General features: G+C 52.8%; 12 protein-coding genes. 6 read left to right on the top strand and 6 right to left on the bottom strand.

What is annotated here, in order from left to right:
* Window positions 1-2: 2 nt before the first annotated feature.
* The 3 genes from cydC to trxB form a co-directional block, all read right to left on the bottom strand.
* Window positions 3-1733, bottom strand: coding sequence for a cysteine/glutathione ABC transporter ATP-binding protein/permease CydC (gene cydC, locus HX773_RS06480; RefSeq protein ID WP_176970887.1), 1731 nt, complete (start codon window positions 1731-1733; stop codon window positions 3-5).
* On the bottom strand, window positions 1733-3502 hold the full coding sequence (cydD, locus tag HX773_RS06475) for a cysteine/glutathione ABC transporter permease/ATP-binding protein CydD (RefSeq protein WP_176970886.1): 1770 nt from the start codon (window positions 3500-3502) through the stop codon (window positions 1733-1735). The genes cydC and cydD overlap by 1 nt, the downstream gene beginning before the upstream one ends.
* Window positions 3503-3647: 145 nt before the next feature.
* A complete protein-coding gene (gene trxB / locus HX773_RS06470) occupies window positions 3648-4613 on the bottom strand; it encodes a thioredoxin-disulfide reductase (RefSeq protein WP_061717155.1) in 966 nt (321 codons plus the stop codon).
* A gap of 521 nt (window positions 4614-5134) precedes the next feature.
* On the opposite strand from trxB, the gene lrp reads away from it, so the two are divergent.
* The 6 genes from lrp to HX773_RS06440 all read left to right on the top strand — a co-directional run bounded on the left by lrp (window position 5135) and on the right by HX773_RS06440 (window position 14131).
* Window positions 5135-5629: a leucine-responsive transcriptional regulator Lrp gene (gene lrp, locus HX773_RS06465; RefSeq protein ID WP_006118610.1), complete on the top strand. Its 495-nt coding sequence runs from the start codon at window positions 5135-5137 to the stop codon at window positions 5627-5629.
* Between the two features lie 119 nt (window positions 5630-5748).
* Complete coding sequence (locus HX773_RS06460; protein ID WP_176970885.1) at window positions 5749-9132, top strand: DNA translocase FtsK 4TM domain-containing protein; 3384 nt, start codon at window positions 5749-5751, stop codon at window positions 9130-9132.
* 175 nt (window positions 9133-9307) lie between these two features.
* Complete coding sequence (gene lolA, locus HX773_RS06455; protein ID WP_008102417.1) at window positions 9308-9919, top strand: outer membrane lipoprotein chaperone LolA; 612 nt, start codon at window positions 9308-9310, stop codon at window positions 9917-9919.
* Window positions 9920-9926: 7 nt separating this feature from the next.
* Window positions 9927-11273, top strand: coding sequence for a replication-associated recombination protein A (locus HX773_RS06450; protein WP_176970884.1), 1347 nt, complete (start codon window positions 9927-9929; stop codon window positions 11271-11273).
* 99 nt (window positions 11274-11372) lie between these two features.
* The gene (gene serS, locus HX773_RS06445; RefSeq protein WP_176970883.1) at window positions 11373-12665 is read left to right on the top strand and encodes a serine--tRNA ligase; all 1293 of its coding nucleotides are present in this window, start codon (window positions 11373-11375) and stop codon (window positions 12663-12665) included.
* 314 nt (window positions 12666-12979) lie between these two features.
* Complete coding sequence (locus tag HX773_RS06440) at window positions 12980-14131, top strand: MFS transporter (RefSeq protein ID WP_176970882.1); 1152 nt, start codon at window positions 12980-12982, stop codon at window positions 14129-14131.
* A 57-nt stretch (window positions 14132-14188) separates the two neighbouring features.
* Here HX773_RS06440 and pflA read toward each other — a convergent pair whose 3' ends face one another.
* The 3 genes from pflA to focA all read right to left on the bottom strand — a co-directional run bounded on the left by pflA (window position 14189) and on the right by focA (window position 18306).
* Window positions 14189-14929 (bottom strand): pyruvate formate lyase 1-activating protein, encoded by a 741-nt coding sequence (gene pflA, locus HX773_RS06435; protein WP_176970881.1) that lies wholly within the window; start codon window positions 14927-14929, stop codon window positions 14189-14191.
* A gap of 164 nt (window positions 14930-15093) precedes the next feature.
* Window positions 15094-17376, bottom strand: coding sequence for a formate C-acetyltransferase (gene pflB, locus HX773_RS06430; RefSeq protein WP_176970880.1), 2283 nt, complete (start codon window positions 17374-17376; stop codon window positions 15094-15096).
* A 69-nt stretch (window positions 17377-17445) separates the two neighbouring features.
* Window positions 17446-18306 carry a formate transporter FocA gene (gene focA / locus HX773_RS06425; RefSeq protein WP_176970879.1) on the bottom strand — a complete coding sequence of 287 codons (861 nt, stop codon included), beginning with the start codon at window positions 18304-18306 and terminating at the stop codon, window positions 17446-17448.
* Between the last annotated feature and the right edge of the window lie 254 nt (window positions 18307-18560).

The raw sequence follows: 18560 nt of genomic DNA, 5'->3' as shown, positions 1-18560 counted from the left end.
GACTATAGCGTAAAGCGCTGATGGAAACGCCAGTAGCGGCCTGCTTTTGAGATTAATTCGGCGTGCGAACCGGATTCGATAATCTGACCCTGATCCATAACGCAAATGCGGTCCATGGCGTCTAAACCGCTTAAGCGATGCGTCACCATAATCAGCGTTTTGCCGCGGGTGACGTGTTGCAATAACGTCAGAATCTGCTGCTCGGTGCTGGCATCCAAACCTTCGGTGGGTTCATCCAGCAGCCACAAATCGCCATCGTGCAGCAGGGCGCGCGCTATTGCCAGACGACGCAGTTCGCCGCCGGACAATGGTCGACCGCCATCGCCCATCCACGCATTCAATCCTTCATTGTGTTCGACGAGATGGGCCAGACCTACCTTATTTAACGCATCTACCAATTGCTCATCGCTGGCGTCCGGTTTTGCCAGCAGCAGATTGTCGCGCAGTGTTTGGCTGAACAGATGCACGCGCTGTGTTACCACGCTAATGCGGCTACGCAACGAAGCTTCATCCCAGGCGGCGAGATCGCTATCGTTGAGGCTAATCGAACCCTGTTGCGCTTCCCAACCGCGGGTAATCAGCGCCAGCAGACTGGATTTGCCGCAGCCGGTTGGACCGAGCAGCGCCAGATGCTCACCTGCATTTAACGATAGAGAGAAATGCTGCAAAACCGCTTCGGGTCGCTGCGGATAGCTGAAGCTGACGTTTTCTATTTTCAGGCTGATACCTGATGGGCTACTGATTTTTGCCTTGGGAAAACGGATTACGGCGGGCTGTTCAATGATTTCCTGTACCCGCTTAGCGGCGCTGGTCACCTGCGACAGTGGCAGAAACGCACCGGCAACCGGGGCCAGCGCTTCAAACGCCGCCAGTCCGCAGAACACAAACAGCGCGATAAATGCGCCCGGCGAGCTGTTTCCACCCACGCCATTCGCGGAAATCCATAACAACAGCGTAACCGTCGCGCCGCTGATGACCAGCAGCAGACTTTGCGCCAGCGCCTGCAGGCGATGTTGTCTGCGTTGCGCCTGTTGCCATTGATGTTCTTCGCTATCAAGTTGGTCGCGCCACCGTTGCGCTGCACCATAAATCTTCAGCTCAGACAAGCCCGTAATCCAGTGCGTCAATTGCATGCGCCAGCTGGCCTGATGCTGGGCGATTTGGTGTCCGGCTGAGGTGCCAAGCCGCCAGAACAGCGGCGGCATGAGCAACAGCGTCATTAGCATAATGCCGCCGAGCAGCAAAGCTAACGGTACATCCAGTAGCGCCAAACCGCAGGTGACCACCACAATCACCACTGCTGCACCGATTAACGGCGAGATCACTCGCAGGTAGAGATGATCGAGTGTATCCACGTCACTGACAAAACGGTTGAGCAACTCGCCCTGACGAAAACGAGCCAACTGTTCCGGCGATAGTGCGATGAGTTTGCTAAAGGTGAACACACGCAAATGTTGCAGCACGCGGAAGGTGGCATCGTGGCTCACCAGACGCTCAAAATAACGCGCAGCCGTGCGCGTGATCGCCGCGCCACGCACGCCGGCTGCGGGCAACATATAGTTGAACGTGTAAAGTCCCGCTACGCCCGCCAGCGAAGAGGCGGCAAGGAACCAGCCGGATAAGGTCAGCAATCCAACACTGGCAAGCAAGGTGATGATGGCGAGAATAATGCCAAGCCCTAAACGCCATGGATGACGGCTAAACAGGCGCAGGAAAGGCAATAAAGCGTTCATTATGCGATCTCCTTTCGACGATGCTGCGCCATTTCGCGCAGGGGGCCATCTTGTTCAATCAGCTGCTGCCAATGACCTTGTTGCACCAGTTGCCCCGCCTGCATCACCCACACTTCATCCCAACTCGCGAGATCGTTAAGTTGGTGCGTAATCATTAGCGTGGTTTGCTGGGTAGCTGCCTGCTGCAGTGCGCTGATGACATGTTGCTCACTTTGGCTATCAAGCCCAGAACCGGGCTCATCAAGCAGAAGTAATTGAGCAGGTTTAAGCAGGGCTCGCGCCACGGCAATGCGCTGCGCCTGACCGACGGAAAGACCAACGCCGCCATCGCCTAAAAGGGTATCTAATCCTTGCGGCAGACGATCTAAAAACTCATCGACGCCCGCGCGCTGCAGAACCGACATGAGCGTAGCGTCATCGATGCGGCTATTAAGCAGCAGGTTTTCGCGTAGCGTTTGCGCGGGTAAATGGGGATTTTGGCCAACCCATGCAATATATTGTTGCCAGCTATCGCGGCTGATATCACGCAGCTCCTGCCCATTAACCTGCAGTGAACCTTGATAAGGCAAGAAGCCCAGCAAGACGTTCATCAGCGCGGTTTTACCTGCGCCGCTTTGTCCTACCAACGCCACACGTTTACCGGCATCGAGAGTGAAAGTGAGCGATTGAGACAGCGCTTCACCTCCAGCGGTCATTACCACCAAATTCTGCGCCTGAATATGCAGCGGCGCAGCAAGGGAAAGCTCGCGAGAAGCGTGCTCTTCGTTTGGATCGGGACTTTCACGTAGAAACTGGTCCAGCGCATCAGCTCCGCCAATCGCTTGCGCTTTGGCGTGATAAAAGGTGCCTAAGTCGCGCAACGGCTGGAAAAATTCAGGCGCCAGAATGAGTGCCAGGAAACCGGCAAACAGCGTTACCCCGGTGCTGTAATGACCAAAATTCAGTTCGCCGAGATATGAGAAACCGAAATAGACCGCGACAACGGCAATCGCCAGTGAGGCAAAAAACTCCAGTACGGCGGAAGAGAGAAACGCCAGGCGCAACACTTCCATGGTGCGTTGACGAAAATCGCTGGTGCTGGCGGCAATCGCTTCTTTCTCTGCAGCGCCGCGATAGAACAGGCGCAGCGTTTCACGTCCACGCAGACGATCGTAAAAATCACCGCTTAGCCGGGCGAGAGCAACAAAATTGCGGCGGTTGGCATCTGCAGCGCCCATGCCAACCATCGCCATAAACAGGGGAATCAGCGGCGCGGTGACCAGCAGAATCAATCCTGCCGCCCAGTTAATCGGGAAAATGGCGATCAAAATGGCTAACGGAATAAAGAGTGCCAGCGACATCTGAGGTAGATAGCGCGCGTAGTATTCCTGCATCTCTTCGATTTGTTCGAGCAGCAGCGTAGCCCAAGTGCCTGCTGGCTTACCCTGAATCCAGGCGGGACCGAGCGCATTGAGTCGATCCAGAACTTGCTGACGCAGCGCACGGCGAATGGCAACGCCAGCGCGATGTCCTGCCATTTCACGGGCATAATGCAATCCGGCGCGTAAAACAAAGCACAGCAGCAGCAACAGAAAATCGGTGAGCAGCGATGCGCGCGGCTGCTGCGCGACAAGCAGATTTTGCAGCAGCGAAGCCAGTAACCAGGCTTGGGCGATAATGACCAATGCGCCAGCAAAACCCAACAGCGAAGCCGCACGCAAGTTGCGCGCACCGTGATGACGTTGCTGACGAAGCCAGCGGAGAAGTTCTTGTTGCCGTGATTTGTTCATGCGATGCCGTTTGGTAACTCAAAAGAGATGTGAATCCCGGATGAAAACCCAGCAATATCGGGCGCGTGAACTGTAGCACGCAGGTAACAAAAAAGGCGACCAAAACTGGCCGCCTTTTAGCGATTATGATCAGGTTATTAACAACTTACTTATCGTTTTTAACCAGTCCATCGAGGAAGCGTTCCGCATCCAACGCAGCCATACAGCCGGTACCGGCAGAGGTAATGGCCTGACGATAAATATGATCCATCACATCGCCGGCAGCGAACACGCCTGGGATGCTGGTTTGCGTGGCGTTACCGTGCAGACCAGACTGCACTTTGATGTAGCCATTCTCCAAATCCAGCTGACCATCAAAAATTGCGGTATTTGGACTGTGGCCGATGGCGACAAACAAGCCAGCAACGTCCAGTGATTCAGCCGCTTCACCTTTGGTAGACAGCAGTTTCAAGCCCGTCACGCCCATTTGATCGCCAACGACTTCGTCCAGCGTGCGGTCAGTGTGCAGCACGATGTTGCCATTGCGCACTTTTTCCATCAAACGGTCGATGAGGATTTTCTCGGCGCGGAAGCTATCGCGACGGTGAATCAGATGCACTTCCGCAGCAATGTTAGCCAGATAAAGCGCTTCCTCAACGGCGGTGTTGCCCCCACCAATCACGGCAACTTTCTGATTGCGGTAGAAGAAGCCGTCGCAGGTCGCACAAGCAGATACGCCTTTGCCTTTGAACGCTTCTTCTGATGGCAGGCCGAGATAACGCGCCGATGCACCAGTGGCGATGATCAACGCATCAGCAGTGTATTCACCGCTGTCGCCGACCAGACGGAACGGACGGTTCTGCAAATCGACGGTATGAATGTGGTCAAAAATGATCTCGGTGTTGAATTTCTCGGCATGCTCCTGCATGCGTTCCATCAACGCTGGACCGGTCAGATCGTTTGCATCGCCTGGCCAGTTCTCCACTTCAGTGGTGGTGGTGAGCTGACCTCCTTTCTCCAGCCCGGTAATTAACACCGGATTCAGGTTAGCGCGCGCTGCATATACCGCAGCAGTATAACCGGCAGGGCCGGAGCCCAGAATGAGCAGCTTACTGTGTTTGGCCGTACTCATGCGTTCCTCAATTTTTTTCTGACAACATAGTTTTTGATTGTAGGGAAATTAACGCCGCAAAAAAAGGCTTCAGCAATTTTGTTAACAATCACTGCGAGCGGCGTAGACGATGAGTGCAAATTCTGCACGCCCGTTGCGCCAAAAGGGGGCAATGCTCGGCAATTAGTGGTGCAGCAGCATAAAAATTCTCATTTAAAAACAGCAACCCAGAACTCTATCTGGCATCTTGTACTGAATTTGGATGTTTTACTTTGACAATCGCCTGCGCTTTTGCGAAAACATTGGGAGAAGCAGAGAATATTTAGCGATTCAAAACAGAATTTCATTTCTGTTTTGGGCTTTTTAGCCGAATAAACTCAGCCTGACATTGGTAGTGACGCATGATGTGGACAGACAACATGCGTCATACGGATGGACGCGTTACTGCACAGGCTTATGGTCTTCACTTCAGTAAGGCCCTGAACAATGAGCGTTTTCAGGGTGTGGCAGGTAAAGGGAAGGAATTAAGAGAGACAATAATAATGGTAGACAATAAGAAACGCCCCGGAAAAGATTTAGATCGTATCGACAGAAATATTCTGAATGAACTGCAGAAAGACGGTCGAATTTCCAATGTCGAGCTTTCCAAACGTGTTGGATTATCGCCAACTCCTTGTCTTGAGCGCGTACGTCGCCTCGAGCGTCAAGGCTTCATTCTGGGCTACACCGCGCAGCTCAATCCGCATTATCTGGATGCTTCACTGCTGGTTTTCGTTGAGATTACTCTGAATCGTGGTGCGCCTGATGTGTTTGAACAATTTAACGCCGCTGTGCAAAAACTTGAGGAAACTCAAGAATGTCACCTCGTTTCCGGTGACTTTGACTACCTGCTGAAAACCCGCGTACCGGATATGTCCGCCTATCGTAAACTGCTGGGCGAAACCTTGCTGCGTCTGCCGGGCGTAAACGACACCCGTACTTACGTGGTGATGGAAGAGGTCAAACAGAGCAATCGTCTGGTGATCAAAACCCGGTAGTGCAGGGCAGGTGCAAAGCTTGCAGGATTTCGGTACACTCCTGTGAATTCATACAGGACCAGCGTCGGGCATGCCCGACGTTGTTGCCTTCTTAATTTACAGGCACCTGGAGAGTTCTCTTGAGCCAGGAATATACAGAAGATAAAGATGTTTCGTTACAACCGCTGAGCAGTGGACGTCGTCTGCTGGAAGCGTTGCTCATTCTTGTGGCCTTGTTCGCCATCTATTTGATGGTGTCGCTGGTTAGTTTTAACCCTTCAGATCCAAGCTGGTCACAAACCGCATGGCACGAACCTATCCATAATTTGGGTGGCAGCGTCGGCGCATGGCTGGCCGATACGCTATTGTTCATCTTTGGCGTGATGGCTTACGCCATTCCTCCCGTCATTATTGGTCTGTGTTGGATCACCTTCCGCCAACGCGATCGTCAGGATTACATCGACTACTTTGCCGTTGGTTTACGCCTGATTGGCGTGCTGGCCTTGGTGGTAACGACCTGTGGTCTGGCCGCGCTCAACGTAGATGACATCTGGTATTTTGCTTCCGGCGGCGTCATTGGCAGCCTGGTCAGCAATGCGATGGCGCCGTGGTTCAGTTCGGCTGGCGGCACCTTGACGCTGCTGTGCGTTTGGGCAGCCGGCATCACGCTTTACACCGGTTGGTCATGGCTGACGATTGCTGAGAAGATCGGCGGCGTGGTAATGGGTGTTCTGACCTTTGCCAGCAACCGTTCACGACATGACGAACCCTGGCAGGAAGAAGAGTACGACGACGAAGAGCACGCTGATGAGGTGTCACCTCCGATGCATGCTGCACAGTCTGTTAATGAAGACGATGATGTCTTGTTAGCTAAGCCGCGCAAGGTGAGCGAACCCGTTGCTGCAGAGTTGGGCGACGATCCGCTGCTGGCGAAGGCGAGTGCGGCAACTGCCGCTGCGATTGCGGTTACCACGCAAGCCGCACAGCAAACTCCAGCTGCCATGCAGGCTGCTCCAGCCGCATCTGCGGAACCCGACGCAATGCCGCGTATGGCCGAAGCTACGGCTCAGGCGACCCCGGCTCCTCAGCCTGTCGCTGCGGCGCCAGAACCGATCGCGCAGCCTTCTACTCCGCACTATCGTTTCGAGATGCCAGGTGAACCGGCACCTTCACCGTTTTCGCCGGCTGATGACGATGAGGGCCCAAGCATGGGCAACTGGCAGGATGCCGCTCCATCTTCTGCACCTTTAAACAGTCTCGCCGCCGCTTCACTGGCCGCGGGCGCAGTCAAAGCAGCGACATCATCTGCTGCTTATTCGCCTGCCTTCGATATCGTACCTGAGCGTGATTACAACCCACAGGTGAAGCAGGGCATTGGCCCAGAGTTGCCGCGTCCAAACAAAGTTAAGTTGCCAACACGACGCGAGTTAGCGTCGTACGGCATTAAGTTGCCTTCGCAGCGCATGGCTGAAGAGCAGGCTAAAGATGCTGAACAGCAACAGCCGGAAGTCACTGCGTCTTACAGCGTTCCTCCACAGGAAGAAGATGTTGAGCTGCAAGAGGCGCAGTTGCGTGAAGCCTTCGCGTCACAGCAGCAGAATCGTTACGGTGAAAGCTGGCAGGATGCGTCTGAACCTGATGATGAGGATGCATTGCAGCAGGCTCAACTGGCACGTCAGTTCGCCGATCAGCAGCAGCAACGCTACGAACCTGAAGTGAAGGAAGCGCCGGTCTTTAATCTGGATACATCGTCTGCCTTTGATTTTTCGCCAATGAAAGATCTGGTCGACGACAGCCCAAGCGAGCCGTTGTTTACCCTCTCTGCAGCGCCAGAGCCGGAAGAGCCCGCGCCGTGGCAGCAACCTGCTGCGCCTGAGCCAGCGTCATTACCGTCGTTGAGTGCTGAATCCAGCCCATGGTCGTCGCCGGAACAGGAAGCCTATTCTGCGCCGCCTGCACCAGTGAAACCTGCTGCGCCGGTGCAGGACAGCTTGTTCCATCCGTTCCTGGTTCGCCATGAACAGCCGCTGGAAAAACCTTCTACGCCGCTGCCCACGCTGGATCTGCTCACGTCACCACCAGCAGAAGAAGAGCCGGTGGATATGTTTGCGCTGGAGCAAACCGCGCGGCTGGTTGAAGCGCGCCTGGCCGATTACCGTGTGAAGGCGGAAGTTGTAGGTATTTCGCCAGGTCCGGTCATTACCCGCTTCGAACTCGATTTAGCGCCAGGCGTTAAAGCTTCTCGTATTTCTAACTTGTCGCGTGACCTGGCGCGTTCTCTGTCTGCGGTTGCCGTGCGCGTGGTGGAAGTGATTCCTGGCAAGCCTTACGTCGGACTTGAACTGCCAAATAAACATCGTCAAACCGTTTATCTGCGCGAAGTACTGGATTGCCCTAAATTCCGTGAAAACCCGTCACCGCTTGCAGTGGTGTTGGGTAAAGACATTGCTGGCCAGCCGGTTGTGGCTGATTTGGCGAAAATGCCTCACTTGCTGGTTGCCGGTACCACCGGTTCCGGTAAATCGGTGGGCGTTAACACCATGATCATCAGCATGCTGTATAAAGCTACGCCGGAAGAAGTGCGCTTTATCATGATCGACCCGAAAATGCTCGAGCTGTCTGTCTACGAAGGCATTCCGCACTTGCTGACCGAAGTGGTTACCGACATGAAAGATGCGGCCAATGCGCTGCGCTGGAGTGTCGGTGAAATGGAGCGTCGCTATAAGCTGATGTCTGCGCTGGGCGTGCGTAATCTTGCCGGTTATAACGAGAAGATTGAGCAGGCTGCGGCGATGGGCCGACCGATTCCCGATCCGTTCTGGAAGCCGGGCGATAGCATGGACACCACACCGCCGGTGCTGGAAAAACTGCCTTATATCGTGGTGCTGGTCGACGAATTTGCCGATCTGATGATGGCGGTCGGTAAGAAAGTCGAAGAGTTGATTGCTCGTCTGGCACAGAAAGCGCGTGCGGCGGGTATTCACCTGGTGCTGGCGACACAGCGTCCGTCGGTAGATGTGATTACCGGTCTGATCAAAGCCAACATCCCGACGCGTATTGCCTTTACCGTTTCCAGCAAGATCGACTCACGCACCATCCTCGATCAGGGCGGTGCGGAATCGCTGCTCGGTATGGGTGACATGCTGTACATGCCGCCAAACTCCTCAATGCCTGTGCGCGTGCACGGTGCATTCGTGCGCGATCAGGAAGTTCATGCGGTGGTTCAGGACTGGAAAGCACGCGGTCGTCCGCAATACATCGAAAGCATTACTGCTGGTGAAGAGAGCGATAGCGCGGCTGGCGGTATGATGGGCGATGAAGAGCTGGATCCGCTGTTTGATCAGGCGGTCTCTTTCGTGGTGGAGAAACGCCGAGCCTCCATTTCTGGGGTTCAGCGCCAGTTCCGTATCGGTTATAACCGTGCCGCACGTATCATCGAGCAGATGGAAGCGCAGGGCATCGTTTCTGAACCGGGGCATAACGGCAACCGCGAAGTGCTTTCGCCGCCGCCACACGAGATGTAATTTATCGCGTGCAGTTATCAACTTATGGGCCAGTTAACACTGGCCCATTGTTTATCTGTTGGTCGATCCCCATATCTTCGGGAGCTTTCGGCTTTTTCTCCTGTCAAAGAGACAGGACGGCAACTACGTTTAATGCTGTAAGTGTCGGGAAACAATGAATAAGGAATCGAATCAGATGAAATTACGCGTTATTGCCTGTGGCCTGTTGGCCAGTTTTGTTTCCGCATCAGTATTGGCGGATGCGTCCAGCGATCTGCAGCAGCGTCTCAATAAAGTGAACAGCTTCCACGCCAGCTTCAGTCAGAAAGTGACCGATGGCAGCGGCGCCAACGTGCAGGATGGTGAAGGCGAGCTGTGGGTGAAGCGCCCAAGCCTGTTTAACTGGCACATGACCGCGCCGGACGAAAGCGTAATTATTTCTGATGGCAAAAACCTGTGGTTCTACAATCCCTTCGTTGAACAAGCCAGCGTTAGCCTGCTGCAAAATGCTGCCAGCAACACGCCGTTTATGCTGATTGCGCGTAACCAGCCAAGCGATTGGAAACAGTACAACATCAAGCAGCAGGGCGATAACTTCGAGCTAACGCCGAAGAGCAGTGACGGCAACCTTAAGCAGTTCACCATCAATGTGACATCGTCTGGCACCATCAATAAGTTCAGCGCGATTGAGCAAGATGGCCAGCACAGCGATTATCAGCTAAAGAGCCAAAACAACGGCGCCATTAGCCCAGACAAATTCACCTTTACGCCGCCAAAAGGGGTAACGGTGGACGATCAACGTCAGTGAGGTCACGGTGAGTAACCTGTCTCTGGATTTCGCCCCATCGAATGAGTTTCAGCCGCTGGCCGCGCGTATGCGGCCAGCGACGCTGCAACACTACATTGGGCAACAGCATTTGCTGGCGCCCGGTAAACCGCTGCCGCGCGCCATTGAGGCTGGGCATCTGCATTCGATGATTTTGTGGGGACCGCCGGGGACAGGAAAAACGACATTAGCCGAGATCATCGCCCATTACGGCAAAGCTGATGTTGAGCGTATTTCTGCTGTCACGTCTGGCGTGAAAGAGATTCGAGAAGCGATCGAGCGCGCCCGACAAAATCGTCAGGTGGGTCGACGCACCATCCTGTTTGTCGACGAAGTGCATCGCTTTAACAAAAGTCAGCAGGATGCTTTCCTGCCACATATTGAAGATGGCACCATCACGTTTATCGGTGCCACCACCGAAAATCCCTCGTTTGAACTCAACTCGGCGCTGCTATCGCGTGCCCGCGTATATTTACTCAAGTCTCTTACCACTGCCGATATCGAACAGGTTCTGCTGCAGGCGATGCAGGATAGCGATCGCGGTTATGGCAAAAGCGATATTGTGCTGCCGGATAATACGCGCCGTATGATTGCGGAACTGGTGAACGGTGATGCGCGTCGGGCATTGAATACGCTGGAAATGATGGCGGATATGGCCGAAAGCAACGCCGAAGGCCAGCGTGAATTAACGCCACAATTGCTCAACGAAGTTTCCGGTGAAAGGGCGGCGCGTTTTGATAATAAAGGCGATCGTTTCTACGATTTGATCTCCGCTCTGCACAAATCTGTACGCGGTTCAGCACCTGATGCGGCGCTTTACTGGTATGCAAGAATCATCACCGCAGGCGGCGATCCGTTGTATGTCGCACGCCGTTTACTGGCTATCGCCTCGGAAGATGTGGGTAACGCCGATCCGCGCGGCATGCAGGTTGCGCTAGCGGCCTGGGATTGCTTTACGCGCGTCGGTCCAGCCGAAGGCGAAAGGGCGATTGCGCAGGCGATTGTCTATCTTGCCAGCGCACCCAAAAGTAATGCCGTTTACACCGCTTTCAAGGCTGCGATGCGCGATGCGCGCGAATTCCCTGACTACGATGTGCCGGAACATTTACGCAACGCTCCGACCAAATTGATGAAAGAGATGGGGCTGGGCAAAGAGTATCGTTATGCGCACGACGAGACTAACGCCTATGCCGCTGGCGAAGTCTATTTCCCGCCGGAAATGGCGCATACGCGCTACTATCAACCGACTAATCGCGGGCTTGAAGGGAAAATTGGCGAAAAACTCGCCTGGCTGGCTGAGCAGGATCAAAATAGCCCGATAAAACGCTACCGCTGATAAACACCTTACGGTAAGGTGAGCAAGGATTTCATTGCATTCCATAGGGATGCAAGTCCCGCCATTCGTTCAATCAACCTTTTATTACACAGGATTAGCATGCTCGATCCCAACCTGCTGCGTAACGAGCCAGACGCAGTCGCAGAAAAACTGGCACGCCGAGGATTTAAACTGGATGTGGAAACCTTACGTTCGCTTGAAGAGCGTCGTAAAGTCTTGCAGGTAGAAACTGAGAATCTGCAGGCTGAGCGTAATTCCCGATCCAAATCCATCGGTCAGGCCAAAGCACGTGGGGAAGACATCGAGCCGCTGCGTCAGGAAGTGAACGCGCTGGGCGAACGCCTGGATGCGGCTAAAGCAGAACTGGATGCCCTGCAGAACGAAATTCGTGATTTTGCCCTCGCGTTGCCAAACCTCCCGGTTGACGAAGTCCCGTTGGGTAAAGATGACAGCGAGAACCAGGAAGTCAGCCGCTGGGGCCAGCCGCGCCAGTTCGATTTCCCGGTAAAAGATCATGTTGAGCTGGGTGAAGCCGCCAAAGGTCTGGATTTTGCCGCCGCGGTGAAACTGACGGGTTCACGTTTCATTGTGATGCAGGGCCAGATTGCGCGTCTGCACCGTGCGCTCAGCCAGTTTATGCTTGACCTGCACACGCAGCAGCACGGTTATCTTGAAACCTATGTTCCGTATTTGGTGAATCAGGAAACGCTGTATGGCACCGGACAACTGCCGAAGTTTGGTGAAGATCTGTTCCATACCAAGCCGCTGGGCGAGGAAGCGGGTAGCAGCAACTATGCGCTGATCCCAACCGCTGAAGTGCCGCTGACCAATCTGGTGCGTGATGAGATCGTTGAAGAAGAATCATTGCCGCTCAAACTCGCTGCGCACACACCATGTTTCCGTTCTGAAGCCGGTTCGTACGGACGCGATACGCGCGGTTTAATCCGTATGCACCAGTTCGACAAAGTGGAAATGGTGCAGATTGTGGCACCTGAAACCTCGATGGATGCTCTGGAAGAGTTGGTCGGCCATGCAGAAAAAGTGCTGCAGCTGCTCAATCTGCCATACCGTAAAGTGCTGCTTTGCACCGGCGATATGGGCTTCGGCTCTGCCAAGACTTACGACCTGGAAGTTTGGCTGCCAGCACAGGACACCTATCGTGAAATCTCCTCTTGCTCCAACATGGGTGATTTCCAGGCTCGTCGTATGCAGGCGCGCTGCCGTAGCAAAACCGACAAGAAACCACGCTTGGTGCACACGCTGAACGGTTCTGGTCTGGCGGTGGGTCGTACTCTGGTGGCTGTACTTGAAAACTACCAGCAAGCAGATGGCCGCATTGAAGTTCCAGAAGTGTTACGTCCTTATATGGGCGGACTGGAATTCGTTGGCTAATCAATGCGCAATTATAAAAGCCCGGCAATGCCGGGTTTTTTTGTTTCTTAAGCGGTAAAATAATTATTTTTTAGTCGGAATTAATCAGAAATAAACGTTATCGACAATAAATGGCTGTTAACCATTAAAAATCGTAAATTCAAATAGATAGATGCCTGCCTTGTATCCTTCATCATGCTTCTAACCCGCTGAAGATAAAAAAAATAAATTGTTCCGCAGCAAATCGTGCGGCGACGAATTTTTGCACATTGACTTTAAAATAGCGGATGGCAAACTGCGCGCAATTATCGTCATCTCTTTTGGTTTTATTCCCTATGTCAACCTGGTCGCGCCCCGTCGTTTTGCTGCTTTGCGGCTTAATGCTTATGACGGTGTCTATCGCTGTGCTTAATACGCTGGTACCGCTATGGCTTACCCATGATCAATTGCCAACCTGGCAAGTGGGTATGGCCAGCTCATCGTATTACACCGGTAACTTGCTGGGCACTTTGCTCGCGGGCTGGTTGATCACGCGTTACGGTTTTAATCGCTGTTTCTACCTCGCCAGCGTGCTTTTTGCCGTGGCGACCATGGGCATGGTGATGCTGGATGGTTTCTATAGCTGGACAATGCTGCGCTTCACCGCAGGTGTCGGTTGTGCACTGATTTGGGTGGTGGTTGAGAGCGCCTTGTTATGCAGCGGTACCGTGCGTAATCGCGGTCAGTTGCTGGCGGCTTACATGATCATCTATTACCTCGGCACGGTTGCTGGCCAGTTGCTGGTGAGCCGCGTGTCAACCGAGCTGCTCCACGTGATTCCGTGGGTGACTGCGCTGATTGTCTGTGCGGTATTGCCGGTAGTGTTTGTGCATGTCAATGCGAGCGCTGCGACGGAAGAAGCTTCAACGGGTCGCCTTTGGGTGATGTTGCGTCGTCGTAGTTCTCGTCTCGGCATCAATGGCTGCATTATTTCCGGTATCGTTCTCGGCTCGCTTTATGGCTTGATGCCGCTGTATCTGTCACATCAAGGCATGAGCGATGCAAACGTCGGTTACTGGATGGCGTTACTTGTCAGCTCAGGCATTGTCGGTCAGTGGCCGGTAGGACGTTTGGCCGATCGCTTTGGTCGCCTGATGGTGCTGCGCGTGCAAGTGTTCGTGGTTATTCTGGGTGCGATTGCCATGCTGGGTGATGCAGCGATGGCGCCAGCGCTGTTTGTGCTGGGTCTTGCTGGTTTTACTCTCTATCCGGTGGCGATGTCCTGGGCGTGCGAAACCGTGGCGCATCATGAGTTAGTGGCGATGAATCAGGCGCTGCTGTTTAGCTATACCGTGGGCAGTTTGGTGGGGCCGGGAATGACGTCAATGCTGATGCAGAACTACTCTGACCGCCTGCTGTTTGTGATGATTGCTGCAGTTGCACTGGTTTATCTGGTGATGTTACTGCGCAAAGCCGATCATCAGGCAACGCCGGTTGCACATGCTTAACGCATTCATATAAACAGTAAAAAAGGGAGCCAGCGGCTCCCCCTTATTTATTTGCGGTTAATACATCACTTCATGGCCGTAGCTGGCGAGAATATTCTTCACTCGCTCCATGGTTTCCTTGCTTGGCGGCTTAACACCATCCAGCTTGTACTCTTCACCCATGGCAATCCATTTGTGTTTGCCTAACTCGTGGTAAGGCAGCAATTCAATCTTCTCAATGTTGTCCATATCCCTGGTGAACTCACCTAAGCGATGAACGGAATCATCATCATCGGAGTAGCCAGGCACCACAACAAAGCGAATCCAGGTGCGTTTGCCTCTCTTCTGCAGATAGCGCGCAAAATCCAGCGTGCGGTGATTGGAAACGCCCACCAAAATCTGATGCACATCATCATTGATCTGTTTTAAATCGAGCATTACCAAATCAGTGGCATCCAGCAATTCATCGATCACCGGATCGTAGCGACGAACAAAGCCGTTAGTGTCGAGACAGGTATGAATGCCTTCTGCCTGGCAAGCGCGGAACCAGTCGCGCACGAACTCCGCTTGTAAGATTGCTTCACCACCCGACGCCGTAACGCCGCCGCCAGACGCATTCATAAAGTGACGATATGAGAGCGCATCCTTCATTAACTCTTCAACGGTAACTTCTTTACCACCATGCGTATCCCAAGTATCGCGATTATGGCAATACAGACAACGCATAAGGCAGCCCTGAAAAAAGGTGATGAAGCGGATGCCTGGGCCGTCAACGGTGCCACAGGATTCAAAGGAGTGGATACGACCGATGGTTGACATTGCGATGAGTTCTCCAGGTGAGCCTGAACATCAGGCAGCACAATCTATGTCGTGCTCTAAAAGTGAAAGTCGATTTTGCCAGGTTGCCTGCACCAGCAAACTGGCAAAACGGACTTGTGGAGAAAAGGCTCCCGCAGGAGCCTTTTAATCTCAGTGAACTACGATTACAGCGACTGAGTGAACGTACGGGTAATTACATCTTTCTGCTGCTCTTTGGTGAGCGAGTTGAAGCGAACAGCATAACCGGATACGCGAATGGTCAGCTGCGGATACTTCTCAGGATGTTCCATCGCATCCAGCAACATCTCACGGTTCATCACGTTAACGTTCAGATGCTGACCGCCCTCAATGTTGGCTTCATGGTGGAAATATCCATCCATCAGGCCAGCAAGGTTGGTTTTACGCACGTTATCATCTTTACCCAGCGCATTTGGCACGATGGAGAAGGTATAAGAGATGCCGTCTTTCGCGTAAGCAAAGGGCAGTTTCGCGACGGAGGTCAGGGAAGCCACCGCACCTTTCTGATCACGGCCGTGCATTGGGTTAGCACCCGGACCGAACGGCGCACCCGCACGACGTCCGTCTGGCGTGTTACCGGTTTTCTTACCGTACACCACGTTAGATGTGATGGTCAGTACTGACTGAGTTGGCACCGCATTACGATAGGTTTGCAGTTTCTGAATTTTTTTCATGAAACGTTCAACCAAATCGCACGCCATGTCATCGACGCGAGAGTCGTTGTTACCAAATTGCGGATATTCGCCTTCAATTTCGAAGTCTACCGCTAAACCATCTTCATCACGGATGGTTTTCACTTTGGCGTATTTGATGGCAGAAAGTGAGTCAGCCGCAACAGACAGACCAGCGATACCACACGCCATGGTGCGATAAACGTCACGATCGTGCAGCGCCATCAGTGCAGCTTCGTAGCTGTACTTATCGTGCATATAGTGAATGATATTCAGGGAGGTGACGTATTGCTTAGCCAGCCAATCCATGAAGTGATCCAGGCGCTCCATCACGATGTCGAAATCAAGAATCTCGTCAGTGATTGGTGCTTCTTTCGGGCCCACCTGCATTTTCAGTTTTTCATCAACACCACCGTTGATTGCGTACAGCAGGGTTTTTGCCAGGTTGGCACGTGCACCGAAGAACTGCATCTGCTTACCGACAATCATTGGGCTAACGCAGCAGGCGATAGCATAGTCATCGTTGTCGAAGTCAGGACGCATCAGGTCATCATTCTCATACTGCAATGAGGATGTATCGATAGAGACTTTTGCGGCGTATTTCTTGAAGTTAACCGGCAGCTTTTCTGACCACAGGATGGTCATGTTTGGCTCTGGAGATGGGCCCATGGTGTAAAGCGTATTCAGGAAACGGAAGGTGCTTTTGGTCACCAGAGTACGGCCATCTACGCCCATACCCGCCAGTGATTCTGTTGCCCAGATTGGGTCACCGGAGAACAGCTCATCGTATTCAGGTGTACGCAGGAATCGCACCATACGCAGTTTCATCACCAGATGGTCAATCAGTTCCTGCGCATCTTCTTCAGTCAGTTTCCCTGCCTGAATATCGCGATCGATATACACATCAAGGAAGGTAGATACGCGACCAAAGGACATCGCTGCACCGTTCTGTGATTTCACCGCCGCGAGATAGCCATAGTAAGTCCACTGAACGGCTTCTTGAGCATTAGTAGCGGGCAGCGAGATATCTGAACCATACTTCGCAGCCATCTCTTTGATCTGACCCAGTGCACGGTGCTGTTCAGAGATCTCTTCACGCAGGCGAATGGTGGCTTCGAGGTCAACGCCATTCTCCATATCGCTCTGCAGAGAATTGAACTGCGCTACTTTGTCTTTCATCAGGAAATCGATGCCGTACAGCGCAACGCGGCGGTAGTCACCGATGATACGACCGCGGCCATAGGCATCGGGCAAACCCGTCAGCACACCTGATTTACGGCAGCGCATGATGTCCGGGGTATAAACATCGAATACGCCCTGGTTATGGGTTTTACGGTAATCAGTGAAGACTTTTTTCAGCGCGGGATCGAGTTCGCGGCCATAAACCTTGCAAGAACCTTCAACCATTTTGATGCCGCCAAACGGGATGATGGCACGCTTCAGAGGTGCTTCAGTTTGCAGGCCAACGATTTTTTCCAGCGATTTGCTGATGTAGCCGGCATCGTGAGAGGTGATGGTTGAAGCCAGATCGGTGTCAAAATCTACCGGCGCGTGAGTGCGGTTCTCGATTTTGATGCCTTCAAGCACGCTGTCCCACAGTTTAGTTGTGGCCGGCGTCGCGCCTGCGAGGAAGGATTCGTCGCCTTCATACGGTGTATAGTTTTTCTGGATAAAGTCACGGACGTTGACGCTGTTCTGCCATTCGCCGGCACTAAATCCTTCCCAGGCTGACGCCATTTTTTCATTCAGTTCGGACATGATATACCTGCCTTATTTAGGGAGACTTTGACGTATGGCGCGCTGACTCAGCACGCCCGTACCAATTCATTAATGCACCGGCTCATCGCCACGCAGATAGATTACCCAGTAGGTCAAACCGACTAATAATCCGCCGCCAATAATGTTGCCGATGGTTACGGGAATCAGGTTGTTAACAATAAAATCGCTAACGCTTAGTGATGGGAACTGTGCTGCGCTTGCACCAGCCATATGCCAGAATTCCGGGCTGGCAAAATCACGGATAACGATGGCCATCGGGATAAGGAACATGTTGGCGATGCTATGTTCAAAACCGCAGGCAACAAACATCGCCACCGGTAAGATCATCGCAAACATTTTATCCATCAGACTGCGGCCTGAATAACTCATCCATACCGCCAGGCAAACCATCAGGTTGGCGAGCGTGCCGAGACTGACCGCTTCAATAAAGGTGTGATGCATTTTATGGTCAGCGGTTTGCAGGACATTCAAACCCCAGGCACCATTGGCCACCATGTGTTCACCGGCTAACCAGATCAGCGCGACAAAGAACAGCGCACCAAACAGGTTACCGATATAGACCGTCAACCAATGTCGACCGAGTTGCAGCCAGGTGATACGGCCGCTGGCTTTTGCCACCACGATCAAAACTGTTGAGGTGAACAGGTCAGCACCGCACACCACTACTAACATTAAACCGAGCGAGAAACAGATACCGCCGATCAGTTTTGCTATGCCATAGGGCATTGCTCCACTTCCGGTGGTCGCAGTGATATAGAAGACAAATGCAATTGAGATAAATACGCCAGCAGTGATGGCCAGGAAGAAGGTGGTTAAAGGACGTTTAGTAGCTTTATATATGCCGGCTTCTTCTGCAACTTTCGCCATTGCCGCCGGTAATAATGAATTAAAAGGGTTGTCAGCTTTCACACTAACGCTCTCCAAAAATTGCCTGTAAAGATACTAACAAAGGAGTATAGGTCAGAAATTGATGTGGATCATATTTGACCGGAAGGTCGCTGATAAGCGAAGCGAAAAGGTGGCCGTTATATAATTAAGTGATTGAATTTATTTCAATAAATAATTTTTAATTTATGCAAAATAAGTTGAAGGTGGCTGCGGGTAAGGCTGGGTTTTGTTAAATATCATTAACGATTTAAGCTGAATTGTTATTTAATAATGCG

The sequence above is a fragment of the Pantoea sp. B9002 genome (assembly GCF_013385945.1).
Taxonomy (GTDB): Bacteria; Pseudomonadota; Gammaproteobacteria; order Enterobacterales; family Enterobacteriaceae; genus Pantoea.
Note: the sequence above shows the minus strand (reverse complement) of the source record. Positions and strands in the feature narration are given on the sequence as shown.

Coding starts and splice junctions, on each gene's coding strand:
- cydC (WP_176970887.1), bottom strand. CDS start 1,733: ATGAACGCTTTATTGCCTTTCCTGCGCCTGTTTAGCCGTCATCCATGG.
- cydD (WP_176970886.1), bottom strand. CDS start 3,502: ATGAACAAATCACGGCAACAAGAACTTCTCCGCTGGCTTCGTCAGCAA.
- trxB (WP_061717155.1), bottom strand. CDS start 4,613: ATGAGTACGGCCAAACACAGTAAGCTGCTCATTCTGGGCTCCGGCCCT.
- lrp (WP_006118610.1), top strand. CDS start 5,135: ATGGTAGACAATAAGAAACGCCCCGGAAAAGATTTAGATCGTATCGAC.
- lolA (WP_008102417.1), top strand. CDS start 9,308: ATGAAATTACGCGTTATTGCCTGTGGCCTGTTGGCCAGTTTTGTTTCC.
- serS (WP_176970883.1), top strand. CDS start 11,373: ATGCTCGATCCCAACCTGCTGCGTAACGAGCCAGACGCAGTCGCAGAA.
- HX773_RS06440 (WP_176970882.1), top strand. CDS start 12,980: ATGTCAACCTGGTCGCGCCCCGTCGTTTTGCTGCTTTGCGGCTTAATG.
- pflA (WP_176970881.1), bottom strand. CDS start 14,929: ATGTCAACCATCGGTCGTATCCACTCCTTTGAATCCTGTGGCACCGTT.
- pflB (WP_176970880.1), bottom strand. CDS start 17,376: ATGTCCGAACTGAATGAAAAAATGGCGTCAGCCTGGGAAGGATTTAGT.